The organism is Microbacterium arborescens (assembly GCF_049707515.1).
Taxonomy (GTDB): Bacteria; Actinomycetota; Actinomycetes; order Actinomycetales; family Microbacteriaceae; genus Microbacterium; species Microbacterium arborescens_B.
The window spans coordinates 117,214-133,054 of the sequence record NZ_JBNAFI010000007.1 but is presented as its reverse complement, the minus strand read 5'-3'; the positions used below and the strand labels follow the sequence as shown (position 1 = coordinate 133,054).

Below are 15,841 nucleotides of genomic sequence, written 5' to 3'. Positions count from 1 at the left end.
AGCGTAGTACTTTCTGAACATGTTCAGTGCGCGAATGTCGCCCCTCGATCCCTTCGACGGCCGTTCGGTGTACGAGCGCGCGCTCGGTGCCGCCTTCGCGCGACTGGACCCCGCGCTCCAGACCTATTTCGGGCCGATCCCCCGGGGCTCGGAAGGGGTCGGAGCCGGCGTCTACGACGACGCGGGCTATCGCGGGCCGCGATGGCTCCGACCGGCGATGACCTTCCTCGCCTGGCGAGGCATCATGTTCCCCGATAGGGCAGTCGGCGTGCCGTTTCGGATCACGAACTCGCCGGAGCCGAACGGCGCGCTCGTCGGTCAGCGCGACTTCGACTTCCCGAGAGGCAGGCGGCGCATGGTCGACGCCATGACGCCGGGCCGACGGGGCGAGATCGTCGACCGCCTGGGTCGTCGAGGCGAGCTGGAGGTGCGACTGCGGCCGGCGGTCGACGGCCGCGGCGGGATGCGGCTTCGCTCGGTCGGGATCGCCCTGCGCGTGGGCCGCATGCGGCTTCCGCTTCCCCCGGTCGCGAGCGTCGAGGTGCGGGAGCGGGTCGACCCCGGGAACCCGCGCCGGCAACGTGTGGAGGTGAGCGTGCGAACGCGGCTCCTCGGCGAGGTGTTCCGCTACCGCGGTTCGTTCTCGTACCGCATCCAACCGGCCGTTCGGAAGCCCGCCGACCGTGTCGCACCCCCTGCCTAGACTGACGACGTGGCTGATGGAGAACTCCCCGAGATCACGCTCGACGAGGCGCGCGACGAATCACGCGACCTGATCGACCGGATCACAGCGGCACGTGACGCGTACTACGGTCGCGACGCCGAGGTCGTCGATGATGCGACCTACGACGGCTGGATGCGTCGTCTCGAAGAGCTCGAGAGACTGCATCCGGAGCTTCAGAAGCAGGACTCACCGACCCAGACCGTGGGCGCGGCCGAATCGACGCTCTTCGCTCCCGTCGAGCACGCGGAGCGCATGCTGAGCCTCGACAACGTCTTCTCGCCCGAGGAGCTGACGGAATGGTGCGTCAAGGCAGCCGCGTCGGCGGGACGGGCGGTGCGCTGGCTCTCCGAGCTCAAGATCGACGGGCTCGCGATCAGCCTCCGCTACGAGAACGGCGTCCTGACGTCGGCGGCCACCCGCGGCGACGGCCGAGTCGGCGAGGATGTCACGATCAATGCCCTGCGGGTTGCCGGCATCCCGCAGCGCCTCGCGGGCGAAGGACACCCACCCATCGTCGAGGTCCGCGGCGAGATCTTCATCCCGGTCGCAGAGTTCGCGGCTCTCAACGCCCTCCAGGCCGAGATGCGCGATCGCGTCGTCGACGAGGCTCGGGGGCGTTCACGCGCCTTCGACGAGGTCCGTGCACGCATGAGCGCGGACCGCCGGTTCCCGGCCTTCGCGAATCCCCGCAACGCCGCCAGCGGCGGCCTGCGTCAGCAGCTCGACAAGAAGAGCGGGCTCGAGCTCGAGGCGGCGGAGGCCCGCGTCCGGTCGTTGCGACTCTACGTCCACGGCATCGGGGCCTGGCAGAATCCGCCCGTCTCGTCGCAGAGCGAGATCTACGCCCTCCTCGCCGAATGGGGCCTGCCCACCAGTCCGCACTCGCAGACGCACGACAGAATCGACGGCGTGCTCGGCTACGTCGAGCACTTCGGCGAGAACCGTCACAGCGTCGAGCACGAGATCGACGGCGTCGTCGTCAAGATCGACGAGTTGGCCCTCCACGACGAGCTCGGCGCCACGAGCAGGGCACCGCGCTGGGCGATCGCATACAAGTACCCGCCGGAACAGGTGAACACCACGCTGCTCGACATCGTCGTGTCCGTGGGGCGCACGGGACGCGCCACGCCGTTCGCCGTCATGGCCCCCGCCCGCGTCGCCGGCAGCGTCGTGCGGCAGGCGACCCTCCACAACCAGGATGTCGTTCGCGCCAAAGGCGTGCTCATCGGCGACACGGTGGTGCTCCGCAAGGCGGGGGACGTCATCCCCGAGGTCCTCGGCCCGGTCGTCGAGCTCCGCGACGGCACCGAGCGGGCGTTCGTCATGCCCGCGAACTGTCCCGAGTGCGGTGCCGCGCTGCGTCCGGCGAAAGAGGGCGACATCGACCTCCGCTGCCCCAACGCGCGCTCGTGCCCCGCTCAGGTTCGCGGTCGCGTCGAGCACGTCGGATCGCGCGGCGCCCTCGACATCGAAGCGCTCGGCGAGGTGACGGCTGCGGCTCTCACGCAGCCCCTCGGAGATGCGACACCGCCGCTGGTGACCGAGGCGGCGCTGTTCGAGCTGACGCTCGACCAGCTCGTGCCCATCGAGGTGATCGTCCGCGACTCCGAGACCGGAGAACCGCGCGTCGACGAGAAGACGGGCGAGCCGGTCCGGCGCGCCCCGTTCCGACGTCACCCTTCGGCGGCGGAGAAGAAGGAGGGCCTCACCGGCCCGCAGCCTTCGGCGCAGGCGCTCAAGCTGCTCGATGAGCTCGAGAAAGCCAAGACGAAGGAGCTGTGGCGCTTCCTCGTCGCGCTCAGCATCCGTCACGTCGGTCCGGTCGCCGCGCGCGCGCTCGCCCAGTGGTTCGGCTCGATCGCGGCGATACGGGCGGCCACGCGCGACGAACTTGCGGCCGTCGAGGGTGTCGGGGGCATCATCGCCGATTCCCTGATCGACTGGTTCGAGGTCGACTGGCACCGGGAGATCGTCGAGCGGTGGGAGGCGGCGGGAGCCCGACTGGAGGTTCCGGGACACCCGGGGCCGGGAGCCGCAGTCGTCGAAGGGGGAGTCCTCGAAGGCATCACCGTCGTCGCGACGGGCTCGCTCGAGGGCTACACCCGCGAAGGGGCGCAGGAGGCGATCCTCGCGGCGGGGGGCAAGGCCGGATCCTCCGTCTCGAAGAAGACCGACTTCGTCGCCGCCGGCCCCGGCGCGGGCTCGAAGTTGGGCAAGGCCGAGCAGCTCGGCGTCCGGATCATCGACGCGGCGCAGTTCCGCATCCTCGTCGAGCAGGGACCGGCCGCGCTGGAGGACTGAGCTGGGGATGACTCCGAATCGGTGTCGGTGGTTCGCTCTAGCCTGGCGTGCGTCACGAGGAGGGTTCCATGTCCGATCAGCTCACCCCGCAGGAGATCGCCTGGCTCGATCAGGAGCATCGCCGCGTCACGGAGACGATCCGCCGGTACGGGGTCGCCGCCGAGTACGTCATCGGCGATGCCCGACATGAGCAGCCGAGCTTCGCCTACTCGATCGGTCTGTTCGGACTCGGCCACCCCGAGGTCCTCGTCTTCGGTCTCGACGACGGCAACGCCGGAGCGGTGATCAACGATGTCGCCGCGCGCGTCCGCGGCGGCTCCGACCTCACGGTGGGCGAGGTCTTGTCGTTCCCCGGCTGGGCCCACCGCGTCAGCGTGGCGCACGTCCCCAATCCCGGCGAGGTGCTGTTCTCGGCGAACTCGTACTACGACCGGCCGCCGTTCGCTTCGGTGCCGGCTGTCCAACTCATCTACGACGACGTGCACGGACGATTCCCGTGGGACGACGGCTACAGCCGCCCGCGGTGGCTGCAGCCCGAACCCGGCAGCTTCCGCGCCTGAGCCGCTCGGGCAGATCAGTCGGCGAGGAGGCGGTCGCGCACCTGCCGGCGCAGGACTTTGCCGATCATCGACTTCGGCAGCTCGTCCACGACGACGATGCGTCGGGGCACCTTGTACGGAGTGAGGATGCCGCGGCAGAAGTCGCGGACATCCGCTTCGTCGATCGATGCGCCCGGCACCGCCACGACCGCTGCGACGACATCCTCGCCCGAGTGCTCGCTCGGGAGGCCGACGACTGCGGCATCGGCGATCTGAGGATGCTGGCGCAGCGCGATCTCCACCTCGGTGGGAGCGACGTTGAAGCCGCCGGTGATGATGAGCTCCTTGATGCGGTCGACGATCCGTACGAAGCCGCCCTCGTCGATCGTGACGATGTCGCCGGTTCGGAACCATCCGTCGACGAACACCTTCTCGGTCTCTTCGGGCTTGCCGTAGTAGCCGCTGAAGACCTGCGGGCCGCGCACGAGAAGCTCGCCGCGGCCGCCCGCTTCGACGTCGCGCGTGGGTTCGTCGGGGTCGACCACGCGGCACTCGGTGCCGGGCAGGGGCAGCCCGACCGTTCCCGGCACGCGGTTCTCGGCAACCGGGTTCGCCATCAGCACCGGCGAGCATTCCGACAGCCCGTAGCCCTCGACGAGGTAGCCGCCCGTCGAGGCCTCGAACGGCACGACCAGCTCATGCGGCAACGCCATCGCGCCCGAGATCGCGACCTGCGTGCCGGCGAGCGAGACGCCCGCCGCATCTGCCGCCGCCAGCAGACGCTCCGCGATCGGCGGGACGAGGGGCAGGAGGGTCGCCGGATGACGCTTGTGCACGGCGAGGACGAGGTCGGGGTCGAACTTGGGGAACAGCACGAGCCGGGCGCCCATCGACATCGCGAAGGTGAGGCAGAGCGTGAGCCCGTACGCATGGAACATGGGCAGGACCGCGTAGACGACGCACCCAGCACCGCGCTCGATCGTCGGAACCCAGGCCTGCGCCTGAGCGGCGTTCGCGAGGAGGTTGCGGTGCGTCAGCGCCGCGCCCTTCGGTGTCCCGGTCGTCCCGCTCGTGTACTGGATGAGCGCGAGATCGCCGGTCGTCGGCCCCACGTGCGTCGCCGGCAGGGGGTCGTGGCGTTCGGCATCCGCCCACGTGCCGTGGATGCGGTTGCGGGGTACCGGCGCCGTGAGCGCGTCGCGCGAGGCACGCGCCTTGGCGATGGGCAGGCGAAGCGCGGCACGCATGTGCAGCGGCATCGCGGTCGTGACATCGACCGAGATGATCGCGCTGAGGGCGAGGTCGTCGGGGAAGTCGAGGAGGACCGAGACGAGCTTGCTCCACACGATCGCGACCTTCGCGCCGTGATCCTCGAACTGCTTGCGCATCTCGCGCGGGGTGTAGAGCGGGTTGTGCTCGATCACCACGGCGCCCAGGCGCAGCACGGCGTAGAACGCGACGATGTGCTGCGGGCAGTTGGGCAGCACGATCGCCACGCGGTCACCGCGACGCACGCCGGCATCCCGCAGATAGGCGGCCGCGCGGTCGATCCGCTCCTGCATCTGCCGGTACGACAGCGTGCGCCCGAAGAACTCCAGGGCCGGGGCGTCGGGATGCTCCCGCGCGGATGTCGCGACGATGTCGACGAGCGAGCCTTCGATGGGCGGGAGATCCTCCGGCACCCCGTCGGCGTAGCTGGCGATCCAGGGACGTGGCGGGTCGTAGGTCGTCACGCTGACACCCTACGGGTCTCAGGGCGGATCGGGCCGCACCTAGAATCGAGGGGTGTCTGAAATCACCCCCGATCTCGTGCGCCATCTCGGCGTGCTCGCCCGGATCCAGCTGAGCGAAGAGGAGGTCGAGCGTCTCACGGGACAGCTCGACGCCATCGTCGACAACATCGCCAAGGTGTCGGAGGTTGCGACTCCCGACGTCCCGGCGACGAGCCACCCGATCGCCCTCGAGAACGTCTTCCGCGAAGACGTCCCCGGCGACATGCTGACGCTCGACGAGGTGCTGCAGAACGCGCCCGAGCGCGCGGACGATCGTTTCCGCGTCACCGCGATCCTGGGGGAGGAGCAGTGAGCGACCTGATCCGTCTGAGCGCGGCGGAGCTCGCTGCGCGTCTGGCCGATGGCAGCGTCAGCAGCGTCGAGGCGACGCAGGCGCACCTCGACCGGATCTCCGCCGTCGACGGAGACGTGCACGCCTTCCTGCACGTCTCCGACCATGCACTCGAGGTCGCGGCGGCCATCGACGAGCGCCGCGCGGCGGGCGAGCAGCTCGGGGAACTCGCCGGCGTGCCCCTGGCCATCAAGGACGTGCTCGTCACGACCGACATGCCGTCCACCAGCGGCTCCAAGATCCTCGAGGGCTTCATGTCGCCCTACGACGCGACGGTCGTCGCGCGGGCTCGAGCCGCGGGGCTCGTGCCGCTCGGCAAGACCAACATGGACGAGTTCGCCATGGGCTCCTCGACCGAGCACTCCGCCTACGGTCCCACGCGCAACCCGTGGGACCTCGACCGGATCCCCGGTGGATCCGGCGGCGGTTCGGCAGCTGCGGTCGCCGCGTTCGAAGCTCCGCTGGCCCTCGGATCCGACACCGGCGGCTCGATCCGCCAGCCGGCGCATGTCACCGGCACGGTCGGCGTGAAGCCGACCTACGGTGGCGTGAGCCGCTACGGCTCCATCGCGCTCGCGTCGAGCCTCGACCAGGTCGGACCCGTGTCACGGACCGTGCTCGACTCCGCTCTGCTGCACGACGTCATCGGGGGCCACGACCCGCACGACTCGACCTCGCTCGCGGACCGGTGGCCTTCGTTCGCCGCGGCGGCGCGCGAGGGCGCACGCGGTGATGTGCTGCGGGGCCTCAAGGTCGGTGTCATCCGCGAGCTCGCCGACGTGGGCTTCCAGTCCGGAGTGAGCGCGTCGTTCCGCGCGTCACTCGAGGCGATGGCCGCGCAGGGCGCCGAGATCGTCGACATCAGCGCCCCGCACTTCGAGTACGGCGTCGCGGCCTACTACCTGATCCTCCCGGCCGAGGCGTCGAGCAACCTCGCCAAGTTCGACTCGGTCCGGTTCGGCATGCGCGTCGACGTGCCCGGCGGCACCGTCGAGGACGTCATGTCCGCGACGCGCGACGCGGGGTTCGGCGACGAGGTCAAGCGCCGCATCATCCTCGGCACGTACGCACTGTCGGCGGGCTACTACGACGCCTACTACGGCAGTGCTCAGAAGGTCCGCACCCTCATCCAGCGCGACTTCGACGAGGCGTTCGCGCAGGTCGACGTCATCGCGACCCCGTCCGCCCCGACTACGGCGTTCCGACTCGGTGAGCAGATCGACGACCCCCTGCAGATGTACCTGAACGACGTGACGACGATCCCAGTGAACCTGGCGGGGGTGCCCGGCATCTCGATCCCGTCCGGTCTGTCGGATGACGACGGCCTGCCCGTCGGCATCCAGTTCATCGCTCCTGCCCGTCAGGATGCGCAGCTCTACCGCGTGGGTGCAGCCCTCGAGTCGCTGCTCGTCGACAGCTGGGGCGGGCCGCTGCTCGACCGCGCACCGATCCTGGGAGGGGCACGCTGATGGCTGCCAAGGTCGCACTGATGGACTTCGACAAGGCGCTGGAGCTCTTCGAGCCGGTGCTCGGCTTCGAGGTGCACGTCGAGTTGAACACCCGGACGAAGATGTTCTCGCCGGCGGCGAACCCGGCGCATCCCGACAACCACGACGCTGCGCCGAACACGCTCGTCGCGCCCGTCGACATGGGCCTGCCGGGCGCGCTCCCGGTCGTCAACGCGACGGCGATCCGGTCGTCGATCAGCCTCGGGCTGGCTCTGGGGTGCTCCATCGCGCCGTCGAGCCGGTTCGCGCGCAAGAACTACTTCTACCCGGACCTCGGCAAGAACTACCAGATCTCGCAGTACGACGAGCCCATCGCCTTCGAGGGTGCGGTCGAGGTCGAACTCGCCGACGGCACGACGGTGACGGTCGACATCGAGCGCGCGCACATGGAGGAGGATGCCGGCAAGCTCACGCACATGGGCGGGGCGACCGGACGCATCCAGGGCGCTGAGTTCTCCCTCGTGGACTACAACCGCGCCGGTGTGCCGCTGGTGGAGATCGTGACCAAGCCGATCTTCGGAGCGGAGCACCGAGCGCCGGAGATCGCCAAGGCGTACGTCCGCACCATCCGCGACATCGTCATCGGTCTGGGCATCTCCGAGGCGCGCCTCGAGCGCGGCAACCTCCGGTGCGACGCCAACGTCTCGCTGCGACCGCGCGGGCAGGAGAAGCTCGGCACCCGAACCGAGACCAAGAACGTCAACTCCATGCGGTCGGTCGAACGGGCCGTGCGCTACGAGATCCAGCGTCAAGCGGCGATCCTCGCCGAGGGCGGGACGATCATCCAGGAGACCCGCCACTGGCACGAGGACACCGGCACCACCTCGCCGGGGCGCCCGAAGTCCGACGCGGACGACTACCGGTACTTCCCCGAGCCCGACCTGCTGCCGGTCGCGCCGTCCGCCGAGCTGATCGAGGAGCTGCGCGCCGCTCTCCCCGAGCCGCCCGCTGCCCGACGTCGCCGCCTGCAGGGCGAATGGGGCTTCACCGACCTCGAGTTCCAGGACGTCGTCAACGGCGGGCTGCTCGCCGAAGTCGACGCGACCGTCGCCGCCGGGGCCTCGCCCGCCTCGGCGCGCAAATGGTGGACGGGCGAGATCACCCGCGTGGCGAACGCCCGCGGCATCGAGCCGCAGGCCCTCGTCTCGCCGGCGGACGTCGCCGCCCTGCAGCAGCTGGTCGACGCCGGCACCCTCACCGACAAGCTCGCGCGTCAGGTTCTCGAGGGCGTCATCGACGGCGAGGGATCGCCGCAGGACGTCGTCGACGCACGGGGTCTCGCCGTGGTCTCCGACGACGGCGCGCTCATCGCCGCGATCGACGATGCCCTCGCTGCGCAGCCCGATGTGCTCGCGAAGATCCGCGACGGCAAGGTCCAGGCGGCCGGCGCGGTCATCGGGGCGGTCATGAAGGCCATGCGGGGCCAGGCCGACGCGGCTCGCGTGCGCGAGCTGGTCCTCGAGCGCGCCGCCCAGTAGCCCCTCCGCTCGCCCCGCATTCCGCGAGACATCACTTTCGCGCCGACACCCTGGCCCTACCCCAGGGTGTCGGCGCGAAGCTGTCGTCTCGAGGGAAGGGGCCCCGGGGAGGGGGGCGGATGTCGGAGGCGGGAGCGAGAATAGAGCTATGGGACGCGGTGATGGGACGGGGCGCCTCGTGTCGCCGCCCGATGCGGACGACACCGGCACGCGCATCCTCCACGTCGACATGGATGCCTTCTATGCGGCCGTCGCGGTGCTCGATGATCCCTCCCTCGCGGGCAAACCCATCATCGTGGGCGGCGTGGAGCGCCGAGGGGTCGTCTCGAGCGCGTCGTACGAGGCTCGTCGTTTCGGGGTCCGCTCGGCCATGCCGGTGGCGCGCGCCCTGCAGCTGTGCCCGCAGGCGATCGTCGTGCCCACCACCTTCGAGCGCTACACCGAGCTGTCGCGACGCGTGATGGAGATCTTCCGTTCCATTACGCCCTTGGTCGAACCACTGTCGATCGACGAAGCCTTCCTCGATGTCAGCGGCGCCCGCCGGCTGTGGGGCAGCCCGCGCGAGATCGCGGTGCTGATCCGCGAACGCGTCCGGGCCGAGACCGGCCTCACCTGCAGCGTCGGCGTTGCGGCCACCAAGCACGTGGCGAAGATGGCTTCGACCATCTCCAAGCCCGACGGGCTCCTGGTCGTGGCAGAGGATCAGACGCTGCCCTTCCTCGGAGCTCGTCCCGTCGGAGCACTCTGGGGTGTCGGCCCGAAGGCCGCCGAGGCGCTTCTGTCGCGCGGCATCCGGACCGTCGCCGACGTGTGGGACACCCCTCGATCGGTTCTCGAACGGGCTCTCGGGCCGGCGATGGGCGAGCGGGTCTGGCACCTCTCGCGCGGGCATGATGCCCGGCAGGTGCAGACCGAACGCGCGGAGAAAAGCATCTCGCACGAGGAGACGTTCTCGCACGACGTCACGGACGTCACGGTTCTCCGCTCGGAGCTCAGGCGCTTGGCCGACCGCGTGGGCGCCCGGCTGCGCGCCGGCGGGTGGGAGGCGGCGACGGTGTCGATCAAGGTGCGATTGAGCGACTTCTCCACCTACTCCCGCTCGCAGACGCTCCCGCTCGCGACGAACGTGGGGCAGCGGATCGGCTCGGCGGCCATCGACCTGCTCTCGGCGGTCGAGCTGTCGCAGCCCGTCCGCCTCATCGGAGTGCGCGCCGAGAAGCTGCGTCCCGACGGCACCGGGGGGCTCACCCTGTGGGATGACGACGAGGAATGGCGGCGTGTCGACGACGCGCTCGACGGTGCACGCGCGCGCTTCGGCCGGGGCGCCGTGACCCGGGCGAGCGTTCTGGGCCCGCGGCGTGACGTCGGCGCGATGCCCACGAATCCGCGGCCTGATCACGAGGACTGACGCCTGTACCGCGGGGCGTGGGGGAGGGTACGGTGGGACCATGCCCAACCTCGCACTCGAACTCGGCAAGCAAACCGCGGACCTCGGCGTCACCAGCGTCTACGGCGAACAGCAGGATGTCGACGGCATCAAGCTCATCCCGGTCGCCATCACTTGGAGCGGCTTCGGCGCCGGCGAGGACTCCGAAGGCAACAACGGCGGCGGCGGTGGCGGCTACGCGATCCCCGTCGGCGCGTACGTTCGCAAGGGCGACGATCTGCGCTTCGAGCCCAACCTCGTGTCGCTCGTGGCCGTGGGCATCCCGTTCGTCTGGGTCGTGGGTCGCGCACTCAGCCGTGTCATCCGAGCCCTCAAGAAGTAGCCGCGTCGAGCGCCTGGCGCTGGCAGATCTCGTCACGGTCGTCCTCGACGAGGTGACACCGCACGACGTCGTCATCGTCGATGGACGCAGCGGCGCGGGAAAGTCGACGTTCGCACGCGAGCTGCGACGCAGGTGGCCCTCGGATGCGTCCGTCGAACTGATTGCTCTCGACGACGTGTATCCGGGGTGGGACGGACTCGCCGCCGGAGCCTCCTATGCGGTCGCACGGGTGCTCGCACCGCGAGTCGCAGGCGAGCCCGCGCGCTGGCAGCAGTGGGACTGGGCGGCCGATCGCTATGTCGGAGAGCGCACGCTGGCCGCGAGCAGCGCGGTCATCCTCGAGGGGAGCGGTGCGCTCACGGCGACGGCGGCGCGATTCGCGGCCGTGCGGGTCTGGCTCGACGCTCCGGCCGAGCTGCGCAAGCGGCGTGCGCTGGACCGCGACGGCGAGACCTACCGTCCGCATTGGGAGCGGTGGGCGGCACAGGAAGACGAGCACATCCGCCGCGACGATCCGCGCAGTCTCGCGACGCACCTCGCCGAGCTGGTGTGATCACGCGTCGAGGGCGCGCAGCAACATCTCTTGGCGGTATCCGAGCCACTCGTAGACGTCGAACCGGGGATCACCGACCGGCATGATGTTCTCGTCGGTGATGCCGACCCGGTCGGCCAGGACGAGCCGAAGTCCGGTGAGAGTCCGCAGCCACGCGGTCTGCTCCTCGGGGCGGAGCGAAAGGTGTGCGGGGCCTGCGGGCGGGCGGCCGCTCTCGAGTGACAGCGTCGCGAGTACGCGACGGGCGTCCGCCGCGCGGGTGGCGGAGACGTCGTCCTGGGTCAGTGCGCGGAACTCTGCAGATGCTTCCCCGTCATCGGGATAGGCATCGGGGAACAGGCGCCTCGTGGCCGGATCCCGGGGGTCGGCGGCCGAGCTCACGAGCTCGAGGTACTGCTCGACCAGTTCGCGCAGATAGGCGGCCTCGGCATCGGGGAGGTCGAAGATCACCGAATCGTTCATTCGCCGGCCCGCCTCACGGTCGCCCAGAGTCCGAATTCGTGCATGGCGCGCACGTGCGCCTCCATTGCTTCCCGAGGTCCCTCGGCGACGACCGCGTGACCGTCGTGGTGTACGGCGAGCATCAGCTGAGTGGCCCGCTCGCGGGAGTGCCCGAAATAGGTGCGGAAGACGTGCACGACATACGACATGAGGTTGACCGGGTCGTTCCAGACGACCGTCTGCCAGGGCTCGTCCGGGGCGGCGCGCAGGTCGCTCTCGATGTCGATGTCGGGGAGAGCGGTGCTCATCACGCCCACCCGAGCTCGTGGAGGCGGAGATCGTCGATGCCGTAGAAATGCGCGATCTCGTGAACCAACGTGGTGTGGATCTCATCGCGCAGTTCCTGGACGTCGTCGCAGGCATGCAGATGCGACTCGCGATAGACGATGATGCGATCGGGTAGCTCACCCTGGCCGTACCGATCCCGCTCGGTCAGGGCGAAACCGTCGTAGAGGCCGAGCAGGTCGAGACTGCCGTCCTCCGGTCGGTCCTCGACGACGAAGATGACATTGTCGAGGCCGTCGACCATGTCGTCGGGGAGGCGATCGAGTTCGTCTGTGACGAGAAGCTCGAACTCCCCGGCATCCATCTCGATCATCTGCACTCCCGGACCCGGGTGTTATGTGGGGTGGCTAACGGGACTTGAACCCGCGACCCCCGCGACCACAACGCGGTGCTCTACCAACTGAGCTATAGCCACCATGTCTCCCGGTGAAACCGGGCAACCAGACGATTGTATTACACGGATGGCGAGTACGACGACACGGCTGCCTCTGCGGCGGCCCGAGCCTCATCGCTCGAGGGCCCCGGCTCGGGCACGAACACGGCGGAACGGTAGTACGCGAGCTCGCGGATCGACTCGCGGATGTCGGCGAGCGCGCGGTGTCCGCCATCCTTGGCCGGTGCCTGGAAGTACGCACGCGGGAACCACCGTCGCGACAGCTCCTTGATGCTCGACACGTCGACGTTGCGATAGTGCAACCACGAGTCGACGCGGGGCATGTACTTCGCCAGGAACATCCGGTCGGTCCCGATCGTGTTTCCGGCGAGCGCCGCCTTGCCCTCCGGAACGAAGCGCTGGATGTACGCGAGCACGGCATCCTCGGCCTCGGCGAGGGTCACGCCCGCGTCGAGTTCGGACAGGAGGCCGGACTTCTCGTGCATCGCCGTCACGAAGTCGCCCATGTTGGCACGCGCGGCCTCGCTCGGTCGGATGACGAGCTCGAAGCCCACATCGAGCGGACGGAGCTCGTAGTCCGTCACGATCACGGCGACTTCGACGAGCTCATCGACACTGAGGTCCAGCCCCGTCATCTCGCAATCGATCCATACGAGACGATCGTTCTCGGCTGTTCCCACCATGTCGCCCATCCTAATGACCGGGCCGGACATGGCTCGCCCGAGGTCCGTGGCGATGTGCCCCCGACAGGATTCGAACCTGTGACCGACGGATTAGAAGGCCGTTGCTCTATCCACTGAGCTACGGAGGCGGATGCTGCTACGTTACCGCGCCGAGGACGGCGACGCGGGTCCCCGCGTGGCAGACGTCGCCGGACGAAACGCAGCCGCACTGCGCCCCGCTCTGGCTCCCGAGCGGTCGGAGGCGTAGCCTGCGAGGGTCGGAAGGGGTTCGATGATGAACGCACAGACACGCTCGACGGCACTCTGGGTCGCCTACGGCCCCGCGGGAGTGGTCGGAATGATCCGCCATCGCGGCGACGAGTACACCGTGACGATGGCGGGGGCGGATGCCGAGCTCGGTTCGTATCCGTCGATGGACGTGGCGAAGAACGCGCTGCACGCCCACATGCATCCGGGCGCTGACTGGCCTACGTTCCGGGAGCACTGAGTCCGGGCGCGGCGACGGCGGCGGACGGCGCACCCTCGTCGACGTCGCCGTCGACGTCGACGCGCGCAGAGCGCGCAGAGCGCGTAGAGCGGCGGAGAGCACGGGCGCGGGGGTCGAACAGCGGCAGGCTGACGTGGACGATCGGTCCGATCAGCACCGCGAAGAGCACGGTGCCGAGGCCCACGGTGCCTCCGAGGAGCCAGCCCGTGACGAGCACGGTCGCCTCGACGCCGAGCCTGCCCGCCCAGATCGGCCATCCCCACCGCTGATGCATGCCGGTCATCAGGCCGTCCCGCGGGCCGGGCCCGAGCCGCGCGCCGATGTAGATCCCCGAGGCGATTCCCACGAGGACGGTGCCGGCGAGGAACATGCCGATCCGGGCCACCCAGTGGTCGGGTGTCGCCAGGAGGGGGAGCGTGACCTGGATCGCGGTTCCGACGACGAGGATGTTCGCGACGGTGCCGATGCCCGGCTTCTGACGCAGCGGGATCCACAGCAGCAGGACGAGGAACCCGGTGATGTTGACGACCCAGCCGATGCCGAGGCCGGTGTGCTCGCTCACACCTTCGGCGAAGACCGTCCACGGGTCGAGCCCGATCCCGGCGTCGACCATTACGGCGCACCCCGCGCCGAAAAGGACGAGGCCGACGAGGAGCTGAGTTATGCGGAGGATCACCTCCTCATTCCACCGCGAAGATTGGCCGCTCCGAAAGAGGCCAATTCGCGTACTGTGGCCATATGCACTCCCGCATCTCCGCCCGGTCGCTCGAGACGGCCCTCGGCGGATGGCGCACGCGCGAACCGGCCTACGAGGCGCTTGCCGACGGCATCCGGCTGCTGTGCCTCGACAACCGCATCGCGGCACGCACCCTCCTTCCCGCCGAACGCGTCCTCGCACAGACCCTGAGGGTCAGTCGCACCACCGTCGCGAGCGCCTACGCGAGCCTGCGGGCGAGCGGTCATATCGAGAGTGTCCGCGGCTCTGGCAGCGTTACGACCGCTCAGCCCCTCCGCGGCGGCGGCACCGTCTTCGCCGCGGCCGGCTCGATCGATCTGCAGCAGGCATCCCCGAGCGCTTGGCCGGGGCTTGCCGGGGTCATCACGGAGACGGCTGCGGATGCCGCGACGCTCGTCTCCCGCTCCGGCTACGACACGCTCGGTTCCCGTCGGCTCCGAGAGGCGATCGCGGACCGCTACGCCGCACGAGGGATCCCGACCTCGAGCGAGCAGATCCTCGTGACCGCCGGCGCCCAGAGCGCGATCCACCTCATCGCGGAGGTGCTCGTCGCGCGGGGGGACCGGGTCCTGGTCGAGACGCCCACCTACCCGCACGCAGCCGACGCGCTGCGAACGGCGGGAGCGCGACTGGTCGCCGTGCCCGTCACCACCGCCGACGGCTGGGATGTCGACCGTCTGAGCGAGGCCGCGCGGCGCACCCGGCCGACGCTGGCGTACCTCATGCCGACGCTGCAGAACCCCACCGGCCGGACGATGACACTCCTCGAGCAGGACGCGATCCGCGAAGCAGCGCAGCACGGGTGCACGATCGTCGTGGACGAGACGACGGCCGAGCTCGCTTTCGGCGATCCCGCTCCCGTGGCCCTCACAGAGGACGAGGTCGTGCGCATCGGCTCGCTCGGGAAGACCGTGTGGGGCGGGCTGCGCGTCGGATGGATCCGGGCGCAGCCAGATGTCATCCGGCGCCTGCACGCGGCGCGGCCGGCGCGCGACCTGGGCACGCCCGAGTTCGAGCAGGCCGTGGCCCTCAGGTTGATCCCGCGGATGTCGGAGATCCTTCCGCAGCGAGCGGAGTTGCTCTCGGGCGGACACCGGGCCGTTCGGGATGCCCTGCGCGACCGGCTGCCGAGCTGGGACGTGCCGAATGTCGACGGGGGAGTCGCCCTATGGGTCGGTCTACCGGCGCCGCTCAGCGTGCCACTCGTGCTCGGGGCGCGCGCCGAGGCGGTCTACGTCAGCGCCGGACCGCGGTTCGCCGTCGACGGCGGTCACGAGAACCGGCTCCGGATACCGTTCACCTCACCGCCCGCCGACCTGCAGCGCGCCGTCGGCGTGCTGGCCGACGTGTGGGAGCATGTCGCCAGCGGTTCGCGGACCGCGGGCCCAGCGCCCGTCGACGCGCTGGTCTGACCGGACGATGGTCGGCGCCCGTCGCGCTCAGCGCGACAGCCGCAGGGTGTCGGCGGCCTCGCCACGGCTCCAGAACTCGCCGAGGGCGCGGAAAGCGCGGGACGGGACGTGGAATCGCAGAGCGCGGTACCGCGTCCCTGCCGGCGCTTCCACCCGCACGATGAGTCCGCGAACGCGTCCATCGCCCTCGACCACGCGCCACCGGTCGTCGCCGAGTGCGATGAGTGTGCTGCCGCGGCGGGCTTGCATCGTCGTCATGGTGACCTCCTCGGTGCCGAGGCTAGGGAGGGGCTCCGACATCGGCGGGAACACCGCAGCCGAGAGAGTGGTTGGCTAGGGTGAGACCT

Annotated in this window: 18 protein-coding genes and 2 tRNA genes; 11 read left to right on the top strand and 9 right to left on the bottom strand. The window is 69.9% G+C overall.

Annotated features, from left to right (window positions below):
• Nucleotides 1-34: 34 nt before the first annotated feature.
• From ACPYN5_RS13920 to ACPYN5_RS13910, 3 genes are all read left to right on the top strand, one after another.
• Nucleotides 35-703, top strand: a complete 669-nt coding sequence (locus ACPYN5_RS13920; protein ID WP_424449579.1) for a DUF4166 domain-containing protein — start codon at nucleotides 35-37, stop codon at nucleotides 701-703.
• Between the two features lie 9 nt (nucleotides 704-712).
• Complete coding sequence (ligA, locus tag ACPYN5_RS13915) at nucleotides 713-3,025, top strand: NAD-dependent DNA ligase LigA (RefSeq protein WP_424449578.1); 2,313 nt, start codon at nucleotides 713-715, stop codon at nucleotides 3,023-3,025.
• A 68-nt stretch (nucleotides 3,026-3,093) separates the two neighbouring features.
• A complete protein-coding gene (locus ACPYN5_RS13910; RefSeq protein ID WP_424449577.1) occupies nucleotides 3,094-3,585 on the top strand; it encodes a DUF4262 domain-containing protein in 492 nt (163 codons plus the stop codon).
• A 14-nt stretch (nucleotides 3,586-3,599) separates the two neighbouring features.
• On the opposite strand, the gene ACPYN5_RS13905 is transcribed toward ACPYN5_RS13910, so the two are convergent.
• Nucleotides 3,600-5,297, bottom strand: coding sequence for a long-chain-fatty-acid--CoA ligase (locus ACPYN5_RS13905; RefSeq protein WP_424449576.1), 1,698 nt, complete (start codon nucleotides 5,295-5,297; stop codon nucleotides 3,600-3,602).
• A 52-nt stretch (nucleotides 5,298-5,349) separates the two neighbouring features.
• Between ACPYN5_RS13905 and gatC the strand changes: the two genes are divergently transcribed.
• The 6 genes from gatC to ACPYN5_RS13875 all read left to right on the top strand — a co-directional run bounded on the left by gatC (nucleotide 5,350) and on the right by ACPYN5_RS13875 (nucleotide 10,996).
• Nucleotides 5,350-5,649, top strand: coding sequence for an Asp-tRNA(Asn)/Glu-tRNA(Gln) amidotransferase subunit GatC (gene gatC / locus ACPYN5_RS13900; RefSeq protein ID WP_424449575.1), 300 nt, complete (start codon nucleotides 5,350-5,352; stop codon nucleotides 5,647-5,649).
• Nucleotides 5,646-7,157 (top strand): Asp-tRNA(Asn)/Glu-tRNA(Gln) amidotransferase subunit GatA, encoded by a 1,512-nt coding sequence (gatA, locus tag ACPYN5_RS13895; protein WP_424449574.1) that lies wholly within the window; start codon nucleotides 5,646-5,648, stop codon nucleotides 7,155-7,157. Before gatC ends, gatA begins: the two co-directional genes overlap by 4 nt.
• Nucleotides 7,157-8,674 carry an Asp-tRNA(Asn)/Glu-tRNA(Gln) amidotransferase subunit GatB gene (gatB, locus tag ACPYN5_RS13890; RefSeq protein WP_424449573.1) on the top strand — a complete coding sequence of 506 codons (1,518 nt, stop codon included), beginning with the start codon at nucleotides 7,157-7,159 and terminating at the stop codon, nucleotides 8,672-8,674. The genes gatA and gatB overlap by 1 nt, the downstream gene beginning before the upstream one ends.
• A 148-nt stretch (nucleotides 8,675-8,822) precedes the next feature.
• Nucleotides 8,823-10,082 (top strand): DNA polymerase IV, encoded by a 1,260-nt coding sequence (gene dinB, locus ACPYN5_RS13885; protein WP_424449572.1) that lies wholly within the window; start codon nucleotides 8,823-8,825, stop codon nucleotides 10,080-10,082.
• A gap of 40 nt (nucleotides 10,083-10,122) precedes the next feature.
• Nucleotides 10,123-10,443, top strand: a complete 321-nt coding sequence (locus tag ACPYN5_RS13880; RefSeq protein WP_424449571.1) for a hypothetical protein — start codon at nucleotides 10,123-10,125, stop codon at nucleotides 10,441-10,443.
• Nucleotides 10,418-10,996: a nucleoside/nucleotide kinase family protein gene (locus tag ACPYN5_RS13875; protein WP_424449570.1), complete on the top strand. Its 579-nt coding sequence runs from the start codon at nucleotides 10,418-10,420 to the stop codon at nucleotides 10,994-10,996. The genes ACPYN5_RS13880 and ACPYN5_RS13875 overlap by 26 nt, the downstream gene beginning before the upstream one ends.
• Here ACPYN5_RS13875 and ACPYN5_RS13870 read toward each other — a convergent pair whose 3' ends face one another.
• The 6 genes from ACPYN5_RS13870 to ACPYN5_RS13845 all read right to left on the bottom strand — a co-directional run bounded on the left by ACPYN5_RS13870 (nucleotide 10,997) and on the right by ACPYN5_RS13845 (nucleotide 12,987).
• Nucleotides 10,997-11,458 (bottom strand): DUF2017 family protein, encoded by a 462-nt coding sequence (locus ACPYN5_RS13870; RefSeq protein ID WP_424449569.1) that lies wholly within the window; start codon nucleotides 11,456-11,458, stop codon nucleotides 10,997-10,999.
• A complete protein-coding gene (clpS, locus tag ACPYN5_RS13865; protein WP_424449568.1) occupies nucleotides 11,455-11,745 on the bottom strand; it encodes an ATP-dependent Clp protease adapter ClpS in 291 nt (96 codons plus the stop codon). The genes ACPYN5_RS13870 and clpS overlap by 4 nt, the downstream gene beginning before the upstream one ends.
• Nucleotides 11,745-12,095: a metallopeptidase family protein gene (locus ACPYN5_RS13860; RefSeq protein ID WP_424449680.1), complete on the bottom strand. Its 351-nt coding sequence runs from the start codon at nucleotides 12,093-12,095 to the stop codon at nucleotides 11,745-11,747. Before ACPYN5_RS13860 ends, clpS begins: the two co-directional genes overlap by 1 nt.
• A gap of 26 nt (nucleotides 12,096-12,121) precedes the next feature.
• Nucleotides 12,122-12,197: transfer RNA gene (locus tag ACPYN5_RS13855), tRNA-His, on the bottom strand.
• 38 nt (nucleotides 12,198-12,235) lie between these two features.
• Entirely contained in the window at nucleotides 12,236-12,859 is a 624-nt protein-coding gene (orn, locus tag ACPYN5_RS13850) for an oligoribonuclease (RefSeq protein ID WP_424449567.1), read from the bottom strand.
• Nucleotides 12,860-12,914: 55 nt separating this feature from the next.
• Nucleotides 12,915-12,987 (bottom strand) — tRNA-Arg (locus ACPYN5_RS13845).
• A 146-nt stretch (nucleotides 12,988-13,133) separates the two neighbouring features.
• Between ACPYN5_RS13845 and ACPYN5_RS13840 the strand changes: the two genes are divergently transcribed.
• On the top strand, nucleotides 13,134-13,346 hold the full coding sequence (locus ACPYN5_RS13840) for a methyltransferase (RefSeq protein ID WP_424449566.1): 213 nt from the start codon (nucleotides 13,134-13,136) through the stop codon (nucleotides 13,344-13,346).
• Here ACPYN5_RS13840 and yczE read toward each other — a convergent pair.
• Complete coding sequence (yczE, locus tag ACPYN5_RS13835) at nucleotides 13,327-14,022, bottom strand: membrane protein YczE (RefSeq protein WP_424449565.1); 696 nt, start codon at nucleotides 14,020-14,022, stop codon at nucleotides 13,327-13,329. The two genes, ACPYN5_RS13840 and yczE, sit on opposite strands and share 20 nt — an antisense overlap.
• 62 nt (nucleotides 14,023-14,084) lie before the next feature.
• On the opposite strand from yczE, the gene yczR reads away from it, so the two are divergent.
• Complete coding sequence (yczR, locus tag ACPYN5_RS13830) at nucleotides 14,085-15,494, top strand: MocR-like transcription factor YczR (protein ID WP_424449564.1); 1,410 nt, start codon at nucleotides 14,085-14,087, stop codon at nucleotides 15,492-15,494.
• Nucleotides 15,495-15,521: 27 nt separating this feature from the next.
• Here the strand turns inward: yczR and ACPYN5_RS13825 are convergent, their stop codons facing one another.
• Entirely contained in the window at nucleotides 15,522-15,752 is a 231-nt protein-coding gene (locus ACPYN5_RS13825) for a peptidase associated/transthyretin-like domain-containing protein (protein WP_424449563.1), read from the bottom strand.
• Nucleotides 15,753-15,841: the final 89 nt, after the last annotated feature.

Bases quoted from the DNA above. Each gene is read 5' to 3' on its own strand.
- ACPYN5_RS13920 (WP_424449579.1), top strand. From the start codon at position 35: ATGTCGCCCCTCGATCCCTTCGACGGCCGTTCGGTGTACGAGCGCGCG.
- ACPYN5_RS13910 (WP_424449577.1), top strand. From the start codon at position 3,094: ATGTCCGATCAGCTCACCCCGCAGGAGATCGCCTGGCTCGATCAGGAG.
- gatB (WP_424449573.1), top strand. From the start codon at position 7,157: ATGGCTGCCAAGGTCGCACTGATGGACTTCGACAAGGCGCTGGAGCTC.
- dinB (WP_424449572.1), top strand. From the start codon at position 8,823: ATGGGACGCGGTGATGGGACGGGGCGCCTCGTGTCGCCGCCCGATGCG.
- ACPYN5_RS13880 (WP_424449571.1), top strand. From the start codon at position 10,123: ATGCCCAACCTCGCACTCGAACTCGGCAAGCAAACCGCGGACCTCGGC.
- ACPYN5_RS13870 (WP_424449569.1), bottom strand. From the start codon at position 11,458: ATGAACGATTCGGTGATCTTCGACCTCCCCGATGCCGAGGCCGCCTAT.
- clpS (WP_424449568.1), bottom strand. From the start codon at position 11,745: ATGAGCACCGCTCTCCCCGACATCGACATCGAGAGCGACCTGCGCGCC.
- ACPYN5_RS13860 (WP_424449680.1), bottom strand. From the start codon at position 12,095: ATGATCGAGATGGATGCCGGGGAGTTCGAGCTTCTCGTCACAGACGAA.
- orn (WP_424449567.1), bottom strand. From the start codon at position 12,859: ATGGTGGGAACAGCCGAGAACGATCGTCTCGTATGGATCGATTGCGAG.
- ACPYN5_RS13840 (WP_424449566.1), top strand. From the start codon at position 13,134: ATGAACGCACAGACACGCTCGACGGCACTCTGGGTCGCCTACGGCCCC.
- yczR (WP_424449564.1), top strand. From the start codon at position 14,085: ATGCACTCCCGCATCTCCGCCCGGTCGCTCGAGACGGCCCTCGGCGGA.
- ACPYN5_RS13825 (WP_424449563.1), bottom strand. From the start codon at position 15,752: ATGACGACGATGCAAGCCCGCCGCGGCAGCACACTCATCGCACTCGGC.